At 74.6% G+C, this 14722-nt stretch carries 13 protein-coding genes; 5 read left to right on the top strand and 8 right to left on the bottom strand.

What is annotated here, in order from left to right:
- Nucleotides 1–4: 4 nt before the first annotated feature.
- From KIN34_RS03135 to KIN34_RS03115, 5 genes are all read right to left on the bottom strand, one after another.
- Nucleotides 5–793 (bottom strand): exodeoxyribonuclease III, encoded by a 789-nt coding sequence (locus tag KIN34_RS03135; RefSeq protein WP_214346531.1) that lies wholly within the window; start codon nucleotides 791–793, stop codon nucleotides 5–7.
- 9 nt (nucleotides 794–802) lie between these two features.
- A complete protein-coding gene (locus tag KIN34_RS03130) occupies nucleotides 803–940 on the bottom strand; it encodes a hypothetical protein (protein WP_214346529.1) in 138 nt (45 codons plus the stop codon).
- Nucleotides 941–1155: 215 nt separating this feature from the next.
- Nucleotides 1156–2679, bottom strand: a complete 1524-nt coding sequence (gene glpK / locus KIN34_RS03125; RefSeq protein WP_214346526.1) for a glycerol kinase GlpK — start codon at nucleotides 2677–2679, stop codon at nucleotides 1156–1158.
- A gap of 140 nt (nucleotides 2680–2819) precedes the next feature.
- Nucleotides 2820–3572 carry an MIP/aquaporin family protein gene (locus tag KIN34_RS03120; protein ID WP_214346523.1) on the bottom strand — a complete coding sequence of 251 codons (753 nt, stop codon included), beginning with the start codon at nucleotides 3570–3572 and terminating at the stop codon, nucleotides 2820–2822.
- A 137-nt stretch (nucleotides 3573–3709) separates the two neighbouring features.
- Nucleotides 3710–5521 (bottom strand): glycerol-3-phosphate dehydrogenase/oxidase, encoded by a 1812-nt coding sequence (locus tag KIN34_RS03115; RefSeq protein ID WP_214346520.1) that lies wholly within the window; start codon nucleotides 5519–5521, stop codon nucleotides 3710–3712.
- Nucleotides 5522–5709: 188 nt separating this feature from the next.
- On the opposite strand from KIN34_RS03115, the gene KIN34_RS03110 reads away from it, so the two are divergent.
- Nucleotides 5710–6699: a sugar-binding transcriptional regulator gene (locus tag KIN34_RS03110; protein ID WP_214346517.1), complete on the top strand. Its 990-nt coding sequence runs from the start codon at nucleotides 5710–5712 to the stop codon at nucleotides 6697–6699.
- Nucleotides 6700–6857: 158 nt separating this feature from the next.
- Here KIN34_RS03110 and KIN34_RS03105 read toward each other — a convergent pair whose 3' ends face one another.
- Nucleotides 6858–7799: an iron-sulfur binding domain-containing protein gene (locus KIN34_RS03105; protein WP_372449521.1), complete on the bottom strand. Its 942-nt coding sequence runs from the start codon at nucleotides 7797–7799 to the stop codon at nucleotides 6858–6860.
- 133 nt (nucleotides 7800–7932) lie between these two features.
- On the opposite strand from KIN34_RS03105, the gene KIN34_RS03100 reads away from it, so the two are divergent.
- Nucleotides 7933–8643 carry a hypothetical protein gene (locus KIN34_RS03100; RefSeq protein WP_214346515.1) on the top strand — a complete coding sequence of 237 codons (711 nt, stop codon included), beginning with the start codon at nucleotides 7933–7935 and terminating at the stop codon, nucleotides 8641–8643.
- A 14-nt stretch (nucleotides 8644–8657) separates the two neighbouring features.
- Here the strand turns inward: KIN34_RS03100 and disA are convergent, their stop codons facing one another.
- Nucleotides 8658–9734, bottom strand: a complete 1077-nt coding sequence (gene disA / locus KIN34_RS03095) for a DNA integrity scanning diadenylate cyclase DisA (RefSeq protein ID WP_214346513.1) — start codon at nucleotides 9732–9734, stop codon at nucleotides 8658–8660.
- A gap of 71 nt (nucleotides 9735–9805) precedes the next feature.
- Complete coding sequence (gene radA / locus KIN34_RS03090; RefSeq protein WP_237689033.1) at nucleotides 9806–11284, bottom strand: DNA repair protein RadA; 1479 nt, start codon at nucleotides 11282–11284, stop codon at nucleotides 9806–9808.
- A 123-nt stretch (nucleotides 11285–11407) separates the two neighbouring features.
- Between radA and KIN34_RS03085 the strand changes: the two genes are divergently transcribed.
- The 3 genes from KIN34_RS03085 to KIN34_RS03075 are packed head-to-tail and all read left to right on the top strand — an operon-like array spanning nucleotide 11408 to nucleotide 14720.
- On the top strand, nucleotides 11408–12154 hold the full coding sequence (locus tag KIN34_RS03085; protein ID WP_307858062.1) for a TetR/AcrR family transcriptional regulator: 747 nt from the start codon (nucleotides 11408–11410) through the stop codon (nucleotides 12152–12154).
- Complete coding sequence (locus tag KIN34_RS03080) at nucleotides 12151–13077, top strand: ABC transporter ATP-binding protein (protein WP_214346510.1); 927 nt, start codon at nucleotides 12151–12153, stop codon at nucleotides 13075–13077. The genes KIN34_RS03085 and KIN34_RS03080 overlap by 4 nt, the downstream gene beginning before the upstream one ends.
- Complete coding sequence (locus tag KIN34_RS03075; RefSeq protein WP_307858061.1) at nucleotides 13074–14720, top strand: ABC transporter permease; 1647 nt, start codon at nucleotides 13074–13076, stop codon at nucleotides 14718–14720. The genes KIN34_RS03080 and KIN34_RS03075 overlap by 4 nt, the downstream gene beginning before the upstream one ends.
- The last annotated feature ends 2 nt before the right edge of the window (nucleotides 14721–14722 follow it).

Raw genomic sequence — 14722 nt, 5'->3', positions numbered from 1 at the left:
GGCATCATGCGAGCTCGAGGACCACGGGGACGTGGTCGGACGGCTGCTTGCCCTTGCGCTCGTCGCGCACGATGGTCACGCCCTGGACCCGCGCCGCGAGGGCCGGCGACGCGTAGGTCAGGTCGATGCGCATGCCCTTGTTCTTGGGGAACCGGAGCTGCTGGTAGTCCCAGTACGTGTAGGTGTGCTCCGCGGGCACGTGGACGCGGGAGACCTCCGTGTAGCCCGCCTCGCCGATCGCGGCGAACGCCGAGCGTTCCGCGGGCGTGACGTGCGTGCGCCCGGCGAAGAACGCAGGGTCCCAGACGTCGGTGTCGAGGGGCGCGATGTTCCAGTCGCCGACGAGCGCCACCTGCGCCTGCGGGTCGGTGCTCAGCCAGCCGCCCGCGGCCTCCCGGAGCGCGGCGAGCCAGTCGAGCTTGTAGGTGAAGTGCGGGTCGTCGATCTCCCGGCCGTTGGGCACGTAGAGGCTCCAGAGCCGCACGCCGCCGCACGTCGCGCCGATCGCGCGCGCCTCCGCCGCCGCGGGGTCGCCCCAGGTCGGCATGCCGGGGAAGCCGACCGCGACGTCCTCGATGCCCACGCGGGACACGATCGCCACGCCGTTCCACTGGCTGTGCCCCACGTGCGCGACCTCGTACCCCAGCGCCTCGAACGCCTCGTGCGGGAACTGCTCGTCCTTGCACTTGGTCTCCTGGAGCGCCAGGACGTCCACGCCGCTGCGCTCCAGGAAGGCGGTGGCTCGCTCCACGCGCGCTCGGATCGAGTTGATGTTCCACGTCGCCAGCAGCACGCGCCGACCCTACCCGTGCCGACCCCGTGCCATGCGGGCCCGTGCGTCGGCCTCGATGCGTTCCAGGAACAGGTCGTCGTCCTCGTCGCCCCAGCCCATGCGGAGCGACGCCAGGCCACGCACGGCGACCGGGCCGTCGTCGTGCACAGGCCAGACGCCGACACTCCCTCCCGCCGAACGCCCACCGAACGGGCCACAGCACATCGAACGGCGCACCGCACCGAACGCGGCACTGCACCGAACGCGGCGCGCGCCGACGCGCCGCACCCGGACGCCGCGAGGAGGCCGGGCGTCCGGGCGCCCGGCCCCCTCGCGGCGGTGTGCGTGGAGGAACGCTCTGACAGGCTTCGCCTGCCGATGCGTCAGCTCACGTCGTCGTCGACCCAGTCGAAGGTCTTGGTGACGGCCTTCTTCCAGAGGCGGTACTGGCGGTCGCGCTCGTCGTCCGCCATGTCGGGGCTCCAGCGCTTGTCCTCGGCCCAGTTGTCGATGACGTCCTGCTCGCCCTCCCAGAACCCGACCGCGATGCCCGCGGCGTACGCAGCGCCGAGGGCGGTCGTCTCGGCCACCTTCGGCCGGACGACGTCGACGCCCAGGATGTCCGCCTGGAACTGCATGAGCAGCTCGTCGGCCACCATGCCGCCGTCCACCTTGAGCTCGGTGAGGTCCACGCCCGAGTCGGCGTTCATCGCGTCCAGCACCTCGCGGGTCTGGAACGCCGTGGCCTCGAGCGCGGCGCGGGCGATGTGCCCCTTGTTGACGTACCGGGTGAGCCCGACGAGCGCACCGCGGGCGTCCGAGCGCCAGTAGGGGGCGAAGAGGCCGGAGAACGCGGGGACGAAGTAGGCGCCGCCGTTGTCGTCGACCGTCTTGGCGAGCTGCTCGATCTCGGGCGCCGAGGAGATGATCCCGAGGTTGTCCCGGAGCCACTGCACCAGCGAGCCGGTCACGGCGATCGAGCCCTCGAGCGCGTACACCGTGTCCTGGTCGCCGATCTTGTAGCAGACCGTCGTCAGCAGCCCGTTCTTCGACGGGATGATCTCCGTGCCGGTGTTGAGCAGCATGAAGTTACCCGTGCCGTACGTGTTCTTGGCGTGGCCGACCTCGAAGCAGGCCTGACCGAACGTCGCGGCCTGCTGGTCGCCGAGGATGCCGGCGATCGGCACGCCCGGGAGCATGCCGCCCTCGCGGCCCTGCCCGTAGACCTCGGACGAGGAGCGGATCTCGGGCAGCATCGAGACCGGGATGCCCATCTCGCCGGCGATCTCCTCGTTCCACGTCAGCGTGTCGAGGTTCATCAGCATGGTGCGGGAGGCGTTGGTGACGTCGGTGACGTGCACGCCGCCGTTGGTCCCGCCCGTCATGTTCCACAGGACCCACGAGTCGGTGTTGCCGAACGCGAGGTCGCCGCGCTCGGCCGCCTCGCGGGCGCCGTCCACGTTGTCGAGGATCCAGCGCACCTTCGGGCCGGAGAAGTACGTCGCCAGCGGGAGGCCCACCTTGGCCTTGTACCGCTCGGCGCCGCCGCCCAGGTTGCCGAGCTCGTCGGCGATCTTCTGCGTGCGGGTGTCCTGCCAGACGATGGCGTTGTAGACCGGCTTGCCCGTGGTGCGGTCCCAGACCACCGCGGTCTCGCGCTGGTTGGTGATGCCGACCGCGGCGATGTCGTTGTGCGTGAGGTTGGCCCGCGTCAGCGCGAGCCCGACGACCTCGCGCGTGTTGGTCCAGATCTCCTCCGGGTCGTGCTCGACCCAGCCGGCGCGCGGGAAGATCTGCTCGTGCTCCTTCTGGCCCGTGGCGACGATCTGGCCGCCGTGGTCGAACACGATCGCGCGCGTGCTCGTCGTGCCCTGGTCGATCGCCAGGACGTACTTCGTGTCAGCCATGGGGTGATCCTTTGCTCCGGAGTGCGGCCGGGTGCGGGGGAGGTACGGGGGAGTTGGTCGAGGGGAGCGAGGCGAGCCCCGAGGGCTCGGCGCGTCGCTCGACGGGTGGCGGGGCGCGCGCGGCGCCCCGCCACCACCGGTCAGTAGATGTAGGCCAGGCCGAGCAGGCCGGCGAGCAGGCCGCCGACGAGCGGTCCGAGCACCGGGACCCAGGCGTACGACCAGTCGCTGGAGCCCTTGCCCGGGATCGGCAGGACGGCGTGGGCGATGCGCGGACCCAGGTCACGTGCGGGGTTGATCGCGTACCCCGTCGGTCCGCCGAGGCTGGCGCCGATGCCGACGACGAGGAGGGCGACCGCGAGCGGGCCGAGCCCGGACGGCGTCGGGCCGAACGCCAGGACCACGAAGACCAGCACGAAGGTCGCGATGACCTCGGTGATGAAGTTCCACGCGTAGGAGCGCAGCTCCGGGCCGGTCGAGAAGACGCCCAGCTTGACGGCGGGGTCGGCCTCCTGGTCGAAGTGCTTCTTGTACGCGAGCCACGCCAGGACCGCACCCACGAAGGCGCCGATCATCTGCGCCAGGATGTACCACATCGCGTTGCCGAACGTGGGGTCGATCGAGTCGGTGACCATCCCCGCGTCGTCCTTCATCTGGAAGAACGGCTGGTCGGCGGTCAGCAGGCCGACCGTGACCGCGGGGTTGAGGTGAGCCCCGGACTTGAACGCGACGTAGACGCCGGCGAAGACGCCGAGGCCCCACCCGAAGTTGATCAGGAGCCAGCCGCCGCCGAACCCCTTGGTCCTGGGCAGGATGACGTTCGCGACGACGCCCGCTCCCAGCAGCAGCAGCATCGCTGTACCCAGGATCTCGGACCAGAATGCCTGTTGCATCAGTGTGTCCACGGCCTATCCCTTCTGACGGACCTCGTTGTCACGTGCACCCGCGTGCGTGCGGGGGGTGTGCTGTGCGCGGTGCGGGCACCGCGCGGGTGGTGCTGACGGCGCGGCGGCTGCCGCCGCACCGCCGCTCAGGTGCCGGCCGGCCCCGAGGTTCCTCGGCCGGGCGGCGACCCGGGCTTGGTGCCGCCGGACGCGCCCTCGCCGATCCGGCGCATCGGCGCCACGTCCCGCGCCCGGAGGCGGACGCGCTCGGCCGCGTCGTCGTCGGGCTGCTCGGCCGCCTGCTCCTCGGCCTCCGCGCGGGCGCGGTACGCCTCGATCTCCTGGCTGCGCGTGCGGTCGTCCCAGCCGAGGACGGGCGCGACGAGGTCGGCGATCTCCTCCAGCGCGGCGACGCCCTTGTCCGCGACCTCGTAGTTGAGGCGCGTGCGGTGCATGAGGACGTCGTCCAGGTGCAGCGCGCCCTCGTGGCTCGCGGCGTAGACGATCTCGGCACCCACGTACGCCGGCGCGTGGGCGAGCGGCTGCGCGAGGTCGGGACGCTCGTCGACCAGGTCGGTGAGCTCGCTCAGCAGCGACCCGTACCGGTGCAGCAGGTGGTCCATCCGCGGACGGTCCCAGCCGTAGCGCTTGCCGATGGCCCGGGCCTGCCGCTGGACCACGGCGAGCCCCTCGGCGCCGACGAGCGGCAGGTCGTGCGTGAGCGACGGCAGCGTGGTGGCGCGCGAGCCGATCGCGAAGTCGACGGCGTCCTTGGCCATCACGCGGTAGGTGGTGAGCTTGCCGCCGGCGATCACGGTGAGGCCCGGCGTCGGCGACGCGACCGTGTGCTCGCGGGACACCTTGGCCGACGAGGTGCCCTCCTTGGTGCCCGGCTGCAGCAGCGGCCGCAGCCCGGCCCAGGTGCCGATGACGTCGTCCCGCGTGATCGGGCGGGAGAGCACGGCGTTGGCGTGGTCGATGACGTAGTCGATGTCCGCGCTGGTCGCCACGGGGTGCGTGAGCTCCTGCTCCCACGGGGTGTCGGTGGTGCCGATCACCCAGTAGCGCGACCACGGGATGATGAAGAGCACGGACTTCTCGGTCTGCAGGATCAGGCCGGTGTTCCCGGCGATGCGCGAGCGCGGCACCACGATGTGGATGCCCTTGGACGCGAGCACCCGCAGCCCGCCCTCGGAGCCCGCCAGCGACTCGGTCTGCTCGGTCCAGACGCCCGTCGCGTTGATGACGTGGCGCGCCCGGACGTCGATGGACTCGCCCGTCTCGAGGTCCTCGACGACCGCGCCGGTGACGGCGCCGCCCGTCGTGGTCTGCAGGTCCAGCACCTGCGTGCGGCTGGCCGCGTGCGCGCCGTAGCTCACCGCGGTCCGCACCAGCGTCGAGACCAGGCGCGCGTCGTCGACGCTCGCGTCCCAGTAGCGGACCGCGCCGATCGCCGCGTCGTGCCGCAGGTCGGGGAACAGCCGCTCCATGCCCTTGCGGGACAGGTGCTTGTGGATCGGCATCGCGCGGCGCGAGCCGGACACGCTCGCCAGCGTGTCGTACAGGGCCACGCCGGCGCCGACGTACGCCCGCTCCCAGACGCGGTTCTCGAGCGGGTAGAGGAACGACACCGGCTTGACCAGGTGCGGCGCGATGCGGGTGATCAGCAGGTCCCGCTCGGTCAGCGCCTCGCGGACCAGGTGGAAGTCGAGCATCTGCAGGTAGCGGAGGCCACCGTGCACCAGCTTGCTGGACCGGCTCGAGGTCCCGCTGGCCCAGTCCTGCGCCTCGACGACGGCGGTGGACAGCCCGCGCGTCACGGCGTCGAGCGCGATGCCCGCGCCGGTCACGCCGCCGCCGATGACGAGCACGTCGAGCTCGTCGCCCTGCTGCGCCGAGTCCCGCAGCCTCGTGAGCGCGTCCTGCCGGGCCTGGGCCGTCAGCGGCGCCGTCCTCATCGCACGTCCTCCTGGTGTCGCCGTCCGGTTCACCCGGCTCCCGTCGACGTCCCCGGGCGTGGGCTTCCCCTCGCCGCCGCGGCCGTCGCTCGCTATGGTCATCACGGGCGGAACAGATGCGCAACCCGAGTGCACATACGTGCATCCCGGGACGCGCCGGCAGCGGCGGCGGCGAGGGGGTCGTGGGCATGGACACCGAACGCGAGCAGGACGTGCTCCGGGCGGCCTCGATGTACTACCTCCAGGACCTCAAGATGGAGGTCATCGCCCGGCACCTCGGCACGTCCCGGTCCACCGTCTCCCGGTTGATCAAGCGTGCGCGGGAGACCGGCCTGGTCGAGATCACGCTGCGCCCGGCGAGCACGCGGGCGCCCGGGCTCGGGCGTTCGCTCGCGAGCGCGTTCGGCATCGACGCCTACGTGGTGCCCGTGCCGGACTCGTCGTCGCAGATCGAACGCCTCGACCAGGTGTCGATGACCGCCGCCAAGCTCCTGTCCTCGTGGTTCGACTCGGACATGGTGCTGGGCGTCGCGTGGGGCACCACGCTCGCCTCGGTCTCGCGGTTCCTGGCGCCCAAGCCCACGCGCGGCGCGGCGGTGGTCCAGCTCAACGGAGCGGCGAACATGCGCACGTCGGGCGTCGACTACGCAAGCGACCTGATCTCCTCCTTCGGCACCGCCTTCGGGGCGGCCGTGCACCATTTCTCGGTCCCGGCGTTCTTCGACTTCTCGGACACCAAGGCCGCGATGTGGCGCGAGCGCTCGGTGCGTCGCGTGCTCGACATGCAGCACCGCGCGGACATCGCGGTCTTCTCGGTGGGCGCGGTGGCGGGCGCGGTGCCGTCGCACGTGTACTCGGCGGGCTACCTCGACGACGCGGACGTGCGCGTCCTGCACGACGAGGGCGTGGTCGGCGACGTGTGCACGGTCTTCCTGCGCGCCGACGGCTCGTGGCAGGACGTGCCGCTCAACGCGCGGGCCACCGGCCCGACGCCGACGGAGCTGCAGCGCCTGCCGCGCCGCGTGTGCGTGGTCGCGGGCGACAACAAGGTGACGCCCCTGCTCGCGGCGCTGCGCGCGGGCGTGGTCACCGACCTCGTCGTCGACGAGATGACGGCCGGCGTCCTCCTCGAGGCGGCGGACCCGCCCGCGCGCCGGACGCGGTCCCGCTCCGGCTGACCGCGCACCGGTCACCGGGTCGCCGCCACCGCACGGCGGCGCACCTCATCCGTACCGCTGCACATCCGTGCCGGGCGACGGTCGCCGGGTGCCGTGCCCGGGTGCCCGGGTGCGCGTGCACCGCGCCCCGGCAGCGAGGCCGGGACGACGACGGCGCCTCAGGAGGGCAGCGCGTACGACGGCGGGGCGTCGTCGGCCGACGGGAGCTCGCGCGCGAGGCCGTCCGCGAGCAGGCCGGCGAGCGCCCGCGCGCGCTGCTCGGTCGCGGGCCACGCGTCGTCCAGCGCGGGCTCGGGGACCGGGGCCGGCGCGTCCCGCAGCAGCGCCATGAGCCGCCCGCGCACCTGCCGGTCGGTGCCCGCCCAGCCCTGCGTGCGACGGCGGTGGGCGTGCACGTCGCCCGGGCGTCCGGCCGCCACCCACGCGCACGACGAGACCAGCGGGCACGCCCCGCAGCGCGGCGACCTGGCCGTGCACACCACCGCGCCGAGCTCCATGCTCGCCTGGGCCCAGCGCGCGGCGGACGCGTCGTCGGGCGGCACCACGGCCGCGGCGCGGGCGACCTCCGCGACGGTCTGCGAGGGCGCGGGCAGCGCGTGCCCGTCGACCGCGCGGGCCAGGACCCGGCGCACGTTCGTGTCGAGCACCACCGCGCGGCGGCCGAACGCGAAGGCCCGCACCGCCGCCGCGGTGTAGGAGCCGATCCCGGGCAGGGCGAGGAGCGCGGCCTCGTCGTCCGGCACCGCGCCGCCGTGCCGCTCGACCAGGGCGCGGGCGCACTCCTGGAGCCGCAGCGCGCGCCGCGGGTAGCCGAGCCGGTCCCACGCGCGCAGGACGTCGGCGGAGGACGCGGCGGCCAGGTCGGCGGGCGTGGGCCAGCGCTCCAACCACGCCCGCCACGCCGGCTCGACCCGCACCACGGGCGTCTGCTGCAGCATGACCTCGCTGACCAGGACGCCCCACGGCGTCCGGTCGTGGGCGCGCCACGGCAGGTCGCGCGCGTGCTCGTCGTACCAGCCGACGACGACGCCGACGAGGGCGCCGGCGATGCCCGCACCCAGGCCCGGGACGGGCGGGCGCGGCGGGGTCGAGGCGGTCACCCCCGCATCCTGCCAAGCGATCGGGGTCACGCGGCGCGCCGGTGCACGGTCACCCGGGCGGTGCCGCCCGGCTCGTACCGTGGTGGGCGCCGCCGTCCACCCCGCGGCCGGTCCCGCGACGACAAGGAGCTCCGTGGCACAGAGCAGCGGCCCGCAGCGACCCGGCCCGCAGCGACCCGCTCCGCTGCCGCGGCGGGTCTACCTCCTGCGGCGGCTCGTCGTCCTGGCCGTGCCGGTGCTGCTCGTGCTGCTCCTGGTGTGGTGGCTCACCGGCCGGGGCGGGTCCTCACCCGCCGACGCCGCAGGGACGACGGGCACGACGAGCACAGCGGGCACGACGCGTTCGACGGCGACCGTGCCCACCACCCCGTCGCCCGACGCGTCGTCCCCCGCCGCACCGGACCCGTCGCCCACCCTCTCGGACGTCGAGGTCGCCGCGCGCGCCGCGGGCGTCGCGGTGTGCGCGTCCGACGACCTGCGGGTGACGGTCGAGGCCACGCACGAGCGGTACACCGGCGCCGAGAAGCCCCAGCTCGCCATCACGATCCGGACGACGGGCGACGAGACGTGCCTGCTCGAGGCCGGCGACCAGAACCGGCGCGTGACCATCACCTCGGGGGACGACGTGGTCTGGTCGACGAACCACTGCCTGGGCGCCGACCCCGAGAGCCGGCGGCTGCTGCTGGGGCCCGGGGTGAGCAGCAAGGAGACGTTCACGTGGTCCCGCGTGCGGTCGGAGCCGGGGTGCGTCACGGGACGGACCGCCCCCGGCGCGGGCACCTACACGGCCCGGCTGCAGCTCGGCGGCGAGACGGTCGGCAAGGCGGTCTTCGACCTCGGCTGACGTGCGGCCGGGCGTCAGACGTAGCGCTCGAGGATGCTCGACTCGGCGAGCCGGGACAGCCCCTCGCGGACGGCACGGGCCCGCTGCTCGCCGACGCCGTCGACCGCCATGAGGTCGTCGATGTTGGCGGCGAGCAGCTTCTGCAGGCCACCGAAGTGCGCGACGAGCCGGTCGACGATCGCGCCGGGCAGCCGCGGCACGCGCGAGAGCAGCCGGTAGCCGCGCGGTCCGACGGCCGCGTCGAGCGCGTCGCCGGCGCCGGGCAGGCCGAGCACGCGGGCGATGCGCGCGATGTCGAGCAGCTCGGTGGCGTCCAGCTCGCCGAGCGCCGCGAGCACGGTGTCGAGGTCGGTGCGCCCGTTCTCGACGTAGTCGCGGATCACGAGCTCGCGGTCGGAGCCGATCGTCCCGACGAGCTCGTCGTGCTGCAGCGCGAGCAGACGGCCGTCCGTGCCGAGCTCGACGACGTAGCTCTCGATCTCGTCGGAGATGCGGCGCACCATCTCGAGGCGCTGCACCACCGCGGAGACGTCGCGGACCGTGACGAGGTCCTCGATCTCGAGCGCGGAGAGGGTGCCCGAGACCTCGTCGAGACGGGACTTGTAGCGCTCGAGCGTGGCCAGGGCCTGGTTCGCCCGGGACAGGATCGTGGTCGAGTCCTCGAGGACGTAGCGGCGGTCCTCGACGTAGAGGGCGATGATCCGCATGGAGGCCGAGACCGAGATGACCGGGAGCCCGGTCTGCTTGGCGACGCGCTCGGCCGTGCGGTGCCGCGTGCCGGACTCGGAGGTCTCGATCGTCACGTCCGGGAGCAGCTGCACGGCCGCGCGCACGATGCGGGAGATGTCCCGGTCGACCACGACGGCGCCGTCCATCTTGCACAGCTCGCGCAGGCGCGTGGCGGAGAACTCGACGTCGAGCACGAACCCGCCGGAGCAGATGCTCTCGACCGTCCGGTCGAAGCCGAGGACGATCAGCGCACCCGTGCGGCCCCGCAGGATCCGCTCGAGACCGTCCCGCAGCTCGCCTCCGGGCGCGACGGCGGCCAGCGTCGAGCGCAGCAGGTCATCGGAAGCGTGCGAGGCGGCCACGGGAGCATGGTAACGACGCCATCGTGGGACCCCCGGCGCCGCGCGGGTGACTTCCGCGTCGACGGCGTGCCTCAGCGGCGCGCGGCCGCGTCGACGCCGGGTCGCGGCTCCGGCGCCGAGGCGGCGGCCGCGGACGCGGTGAGCACCGAGACCGCGTGCGCCAGGTCCCGCGCCCCGACGACGTGGACGCCCTCGGGTGCCACGAGGTCCTCGACCGACGACGCCGGGACGATAGCGCGTCGGAAGCCCAGCCGCGCGGCCTCCGCGAGCCGGCGCCCGATGCCCGGGACCGCCCGGATCTCGCCGGCGAGGCCGACCTCCCCGAGCGCGACGAGCCCGCGCGGCAGGGCGACGTCCTCCCGCGACCCGACCGCGGCGAGCGCGAGCGCGAGGTCGCCGGCCGGCTCGACGACGCGCGCGCCGCCCACGGTCGAGACGTAGACGTCCTGGTCGGCGAGCCGCGCGCCGAGGCGGCGCTGCAGCACGGCGAGCACCATCGCGAGGCGCGCCGAGTCCACGCCGCTGGTGGTGCGGCGCGGGTTGGGCGCCGCCGACGGGGCGACCAGCGCCTGGACCTCGACCGCGAGCGGACGCCGGCCCTCGAGCGTCACGGTCAGGCACGTGCCGGGGACGGCGTGCAGCGCCTGGGAGACGAACAGGCCGGACGGGTCGGCGAGGCCCACGATGCCCTGCTCGGACAGGTCGAAGCAGCCGACCTCGTCCGTCGGGCCGTAGCGGTTCTTGGTGGCGCGCAGCAGACGCAGCCGCGAGTGGCGGTCGCCCTCGAACTGGCACACCACGTCGACCAGGTGCTCGAGCGTGCGCGGCCCGGCGACCGAGCCGTCCTTGGTCACGTGGCCCACGATCACCGCCGGCATGCCGCGCGACTTGGCCGCCTGGATGACCGCCGAGCTCACCTCCCGCACCTGCGCGACGCCGCCCGCCGTGCCCTCGACCTGCGCCGACGCGACCGTCTGCACGGAGTCGAGCACGAAGAGGTCCGGCGCGGACTGCTCGATGTGGCCGAGCACCGCCCCGAGGTCCGTCTCGTCCGCGAGCAGCAGGTTCGGGTCCAGCGCCCGGATCCGGCCCGCGCGCAGCCGCACCTGGGCCGCCGACTCCTCGCCCGTGACGTACAGGACCCGGCGGCCGCCGCGCGCCGCGCGGGCGGCGACGTCCAGCAGCAGGGTCGACTTGCCCACGCCGGGCTCCCCGGCGAGCAGCACCACGGCGCCGGGGACCAGGCCGCCGCCGAGCACGCGGTCGAGCTCGTCCACCCCGGTCGGGCGCGCCTGGGCGGTCTCGCCCGGGATCTGGTCGATCGGGAGCGCCGGTCCGCGCGGCGGGGGAGCCGCGGCCGTGCGCGGCGCGCCGCCACCCGGCCCCGCGTCCTCGACCACCGACCCCCACGCCTGGCACTCGCCGCAGCGGCCGACCCACTTGGTCGCGGTCCAGCCGCACTCGGTGCAGCGGAAGCCCGCGCGGCTCGTCGCGCCGGCGCGCGTACTGGTCCTCGTCACGCGGAGCACGGTACGCACCGGCTCTGACATGGCGAGCCCGCCCCCGCCGGAGACCGGGACCGGAACCGACGAGCCCGCGGCGCCGGCGCGCACCGGCCGCCCCGCGCGCGAGGGTCTTGCGGCGCGACTGAACAAGTGTTTAGCCTGCTGCACGTGCGTTCATCACCGGACGACCTGACCGCTCGCGCGCGCATCCGCGACGCGGCGATGCAGCGGTTCGCCCGGGACGGCTTCGACACCCCGCTGCGGGCGATCGCGGCCGACGCCGGCGTGTCCGCGGCCCTGGTCATCCACCACTTCGGCACCAAGGACGGCCTGCGTGCGGCGTGCGACGCGCACGTGCTCGAGGTCGTGGGCGACGAGCTCGCGACCACGATGCGGCACGCGACGCCGGAGCAGACCGCCGCGCGGATCGCGGAGGCGGACGACCTGGCGCCGATCGTCGCGTACCTCGTCCGCTCGCTGCTGGCCGGCGGTGCGCTGGCGGCGCACCTGGTCGACGGGCTCGTCGAGGCGAGCGCGCGGTACCTGGCCGACGGCGTCGCCGACGGTGCGGTGCGCGCGGGCACGGACGTCGCGGCGATGGCGCGCGTGCTCGTCGCGGTGGACCTCGGCCTCCTGCTCGTCGCGCAGGTCCGCGCGTCCGCCGGGACCGGGCCCGCACCCACCAGCGACCCGCGTGCGGCCATTGCCGCCATGGGTGCGGACGTCCGCGCGGTGCTCGAGCTCTACACGCACGGGGTGTTCGCGGACTCGTCGTACCTGGACGCCTACGACCTGGCGGTCACCGCGCAGGCCGCCCCACCCCCCGTGTCCCCGTCCCCAGCCACGCCACCTCCGACCACCCCACCTCCGGCCACCCCACCTCCGACCACCACCACCCTCGAGGAGACTCCATGACGGACGCGATCGCGGTCGACGGGCTCGTGAAGACGTTCGGCCCCAAGCGGGCGCTCGACGGCTTCGACCTGCACGTCGCCACGGGTGAGGTGCACGGCTTCCTGGGACCCAACGGGGCCGGGAAGTCCACCACCATCCGGGTGCTGCTGGGTCTGCTGCGGCCCGACGAGGGCGACGTGCGGCTGCTGGACGGGGACCCCTGGCGCGACGCGGTGGCGCTGCACCGCCGGCTCGCCTACGTGCCGGGCGACGTCAACCTGTGGCCCAACCTGTCCGGTGGCGAGTCGATCGACCTGCTCGGCCGGCTGCGCGGCGGCCTGGACCCGCGACGGCGCGACGACCTGGTGGAACGGTTCGAGCTCGACCCGCGGATCAAGGGCCACGCGTACTCCAAGGGCAACCGGCAGAAGGTCGCGCTGGTCGCGGCGCTCGCGGCGGACGTCGAGCTGCTGCTGATGGACGAGCCGACCAGCGGGCTCGACCCGCTCATGGAGGCGCTGTTCCAGGAGGTGGTGCGGGAGGCCGCGGCGGACGGCCGCACGGTGCTGCTGTCCAGCCACATCCTGGCGCAGGTCGAGGCGCTGGCCCACCGGGTCACGATCATCCGCCACGGCCGCGCGGTGGCCTCCGGCTCGCTCGACGAGCTGCGCGGCCTCACGCGGACCTCGGTGACCGCGGGCGTGCGCGACGCGGACGCCGCCCAGGCGGCGCTCGCCCGGATCGCGGGCGTGCACCACCTGCGCCGGGAGGACGAGCACCTGGCGTTCGAGACCGAGACCGACGCGCTCGACGGCGTCCTGGCGAGCCTGCCGCAGCACGGCGTGCGCTCGCTCGTCGCGCACCCGCCGACGCTCGAGGACCTGTTCCTGCGCGAGTACTCCGACGAGCTCGCGGCCGCCCGCGTGCCCGAGGACGAGCGGTGACGGCGCCGGCGGTGGCAGGCGGTCCGGCGCTGGCTCGTCGGGCGCCGGCCGGTCCCACCCACGCGCTCGCGGGCACGCGCGGGCTGGTGCGCCTCGCGCTGCGCGCGGACCGGTTCCGGATCGTCGTGTGGGCCCTGGCGGTCGGCTGGCTGATGGCGGTCTCGGTCCCCGCCTACGACCGGCTCTTCCCGAGCGCCGAGGCCCGGCAGGCGCGTGCCGAGCTGATCTCCTCGCCCGCCGCCACCGCGCTGGCGGGCCCGGGGTACGGGCTCGACGACTACACGATCGGCGCCATGACGGCGAACGAGCTCGCGCTGTGGATCATGATCCCGGTCGCGATCATGGCGGTGCTCGCGGTGACCCGGCACCTGCGGGCGCCGGAGGAGGACGGGCGCCTCGAGCTGGTCCGCTCGCAGCCCGTCGGCCGGTCCGCGCCCGTGGTCGCCGGGCTGGTCGCCGCGACGGTCGCGACCCTCGCGGTGGGGGCCGCGACGTTCGTGGCGATGCTGACGACGAGCCTCGACCCCACCGGGAGCGCGCTGCTGTGCCTCGGCGTCGTGGTGCAGGCGCTGGTGTTCGCGGCCGTCTCCGCGGCCGCGTCGCAGGTCGCGGGGACGGCGCGCGCCGCCTCGGCCCTGGGCATGGCCGCGATCGGGCTGGCCCTCGTGCTGCGCGCGGTGGGCGACGTCCGGGAGCCCGAGAGCGGGAGCGTCTGGACGTGGCTGTCGCCGTTCGGCTGGAGCCAGGCGACCGCGCCGTTCGTGCTCGACCGCTGGTGGCCGCTGCTCGTCGGCGTCGGCGCGACGGTCGTCGCGGTGGCGCTCGCGTTCGCCCTGGTGGACCGTCGGGACCACGGGGCGGGGCTGCTCCAGCAGCGCCTCGGCCGCGCACGCGGGCGGCTCGGCACGGTGGTCGGGCTGACCTGGCGACGGCAGCGGACGTCGATCGTCTCCTGGTCGGTCGCGATCCTGCTCAGCGCGCTGCTGATCGGGTTCCTCGCGGACGCCGTGGTCGACTTCGTCACCGACGACCCGGAGCTCGGCCAGCTCTTCCCGGCCGGCCCGGCCGGTGCCGTGGCCTCGGTGTTCGCCCTGTACGTGGTGTTCCTCGCGGTGCTCGCGGCCGCGTACGCGGGCACCGCGGTCGGCGCGGCGCGCACCGAGGAGACGTCCGGCCGCGCGGCGAACCTCCTGGCGCTGCCGGTCTCGCGCGTGCGGTGGCTGGGCGCGCAGGTGGCGCTCGCGGCGGTGGTCGCGACCGTCGCGCTCGTCGTCGCCGGGCTCCTCATGGGGGTCGCGGCCGCGGCGGCCCTCGACGACGACAGCCAGGTGGGGAGCCTGCTCGGCGCCGCCGCGGTGACCGTGCCGGGCGTGCTCGTCGTGCTGGGTGTCGCCGTCGCGGTGCTGGGCTGGCTGCCGCGCGCGTTCGGCGCCGTCTGGGCGTACGTGTCCTACGTCGGCGTGTGGGCGATGTTCGGCGAGATCCTGCCCGACGGGACCGACGCCCTCTCGCCGTTCGCCTACCTGCCCTCGCTGCCGGCCGATGCGATGACGTGGCCGCCGGTGCTCGTCGTCTCGGCGGTCGCCGGCGCGCTCGTCGGGCTCGGTCTGGTGGGCGTGCGGCGCCGAGACCTGGCAGCCTGACC

This window comes from Cellulomonas fulva (assembly GCF_018531375.1).
Classification (GTDB): Bacteria; Actinomycetota; Actinomycetes; order Actinomycetales; family Cellulomonadaceae; genus Cellulomonas; species Cellulomonas fulva.
Note: the sequence above shows the minus strand (reverse complement) of the source record. Positions and strands in the feature narration are given on the sequence as shown.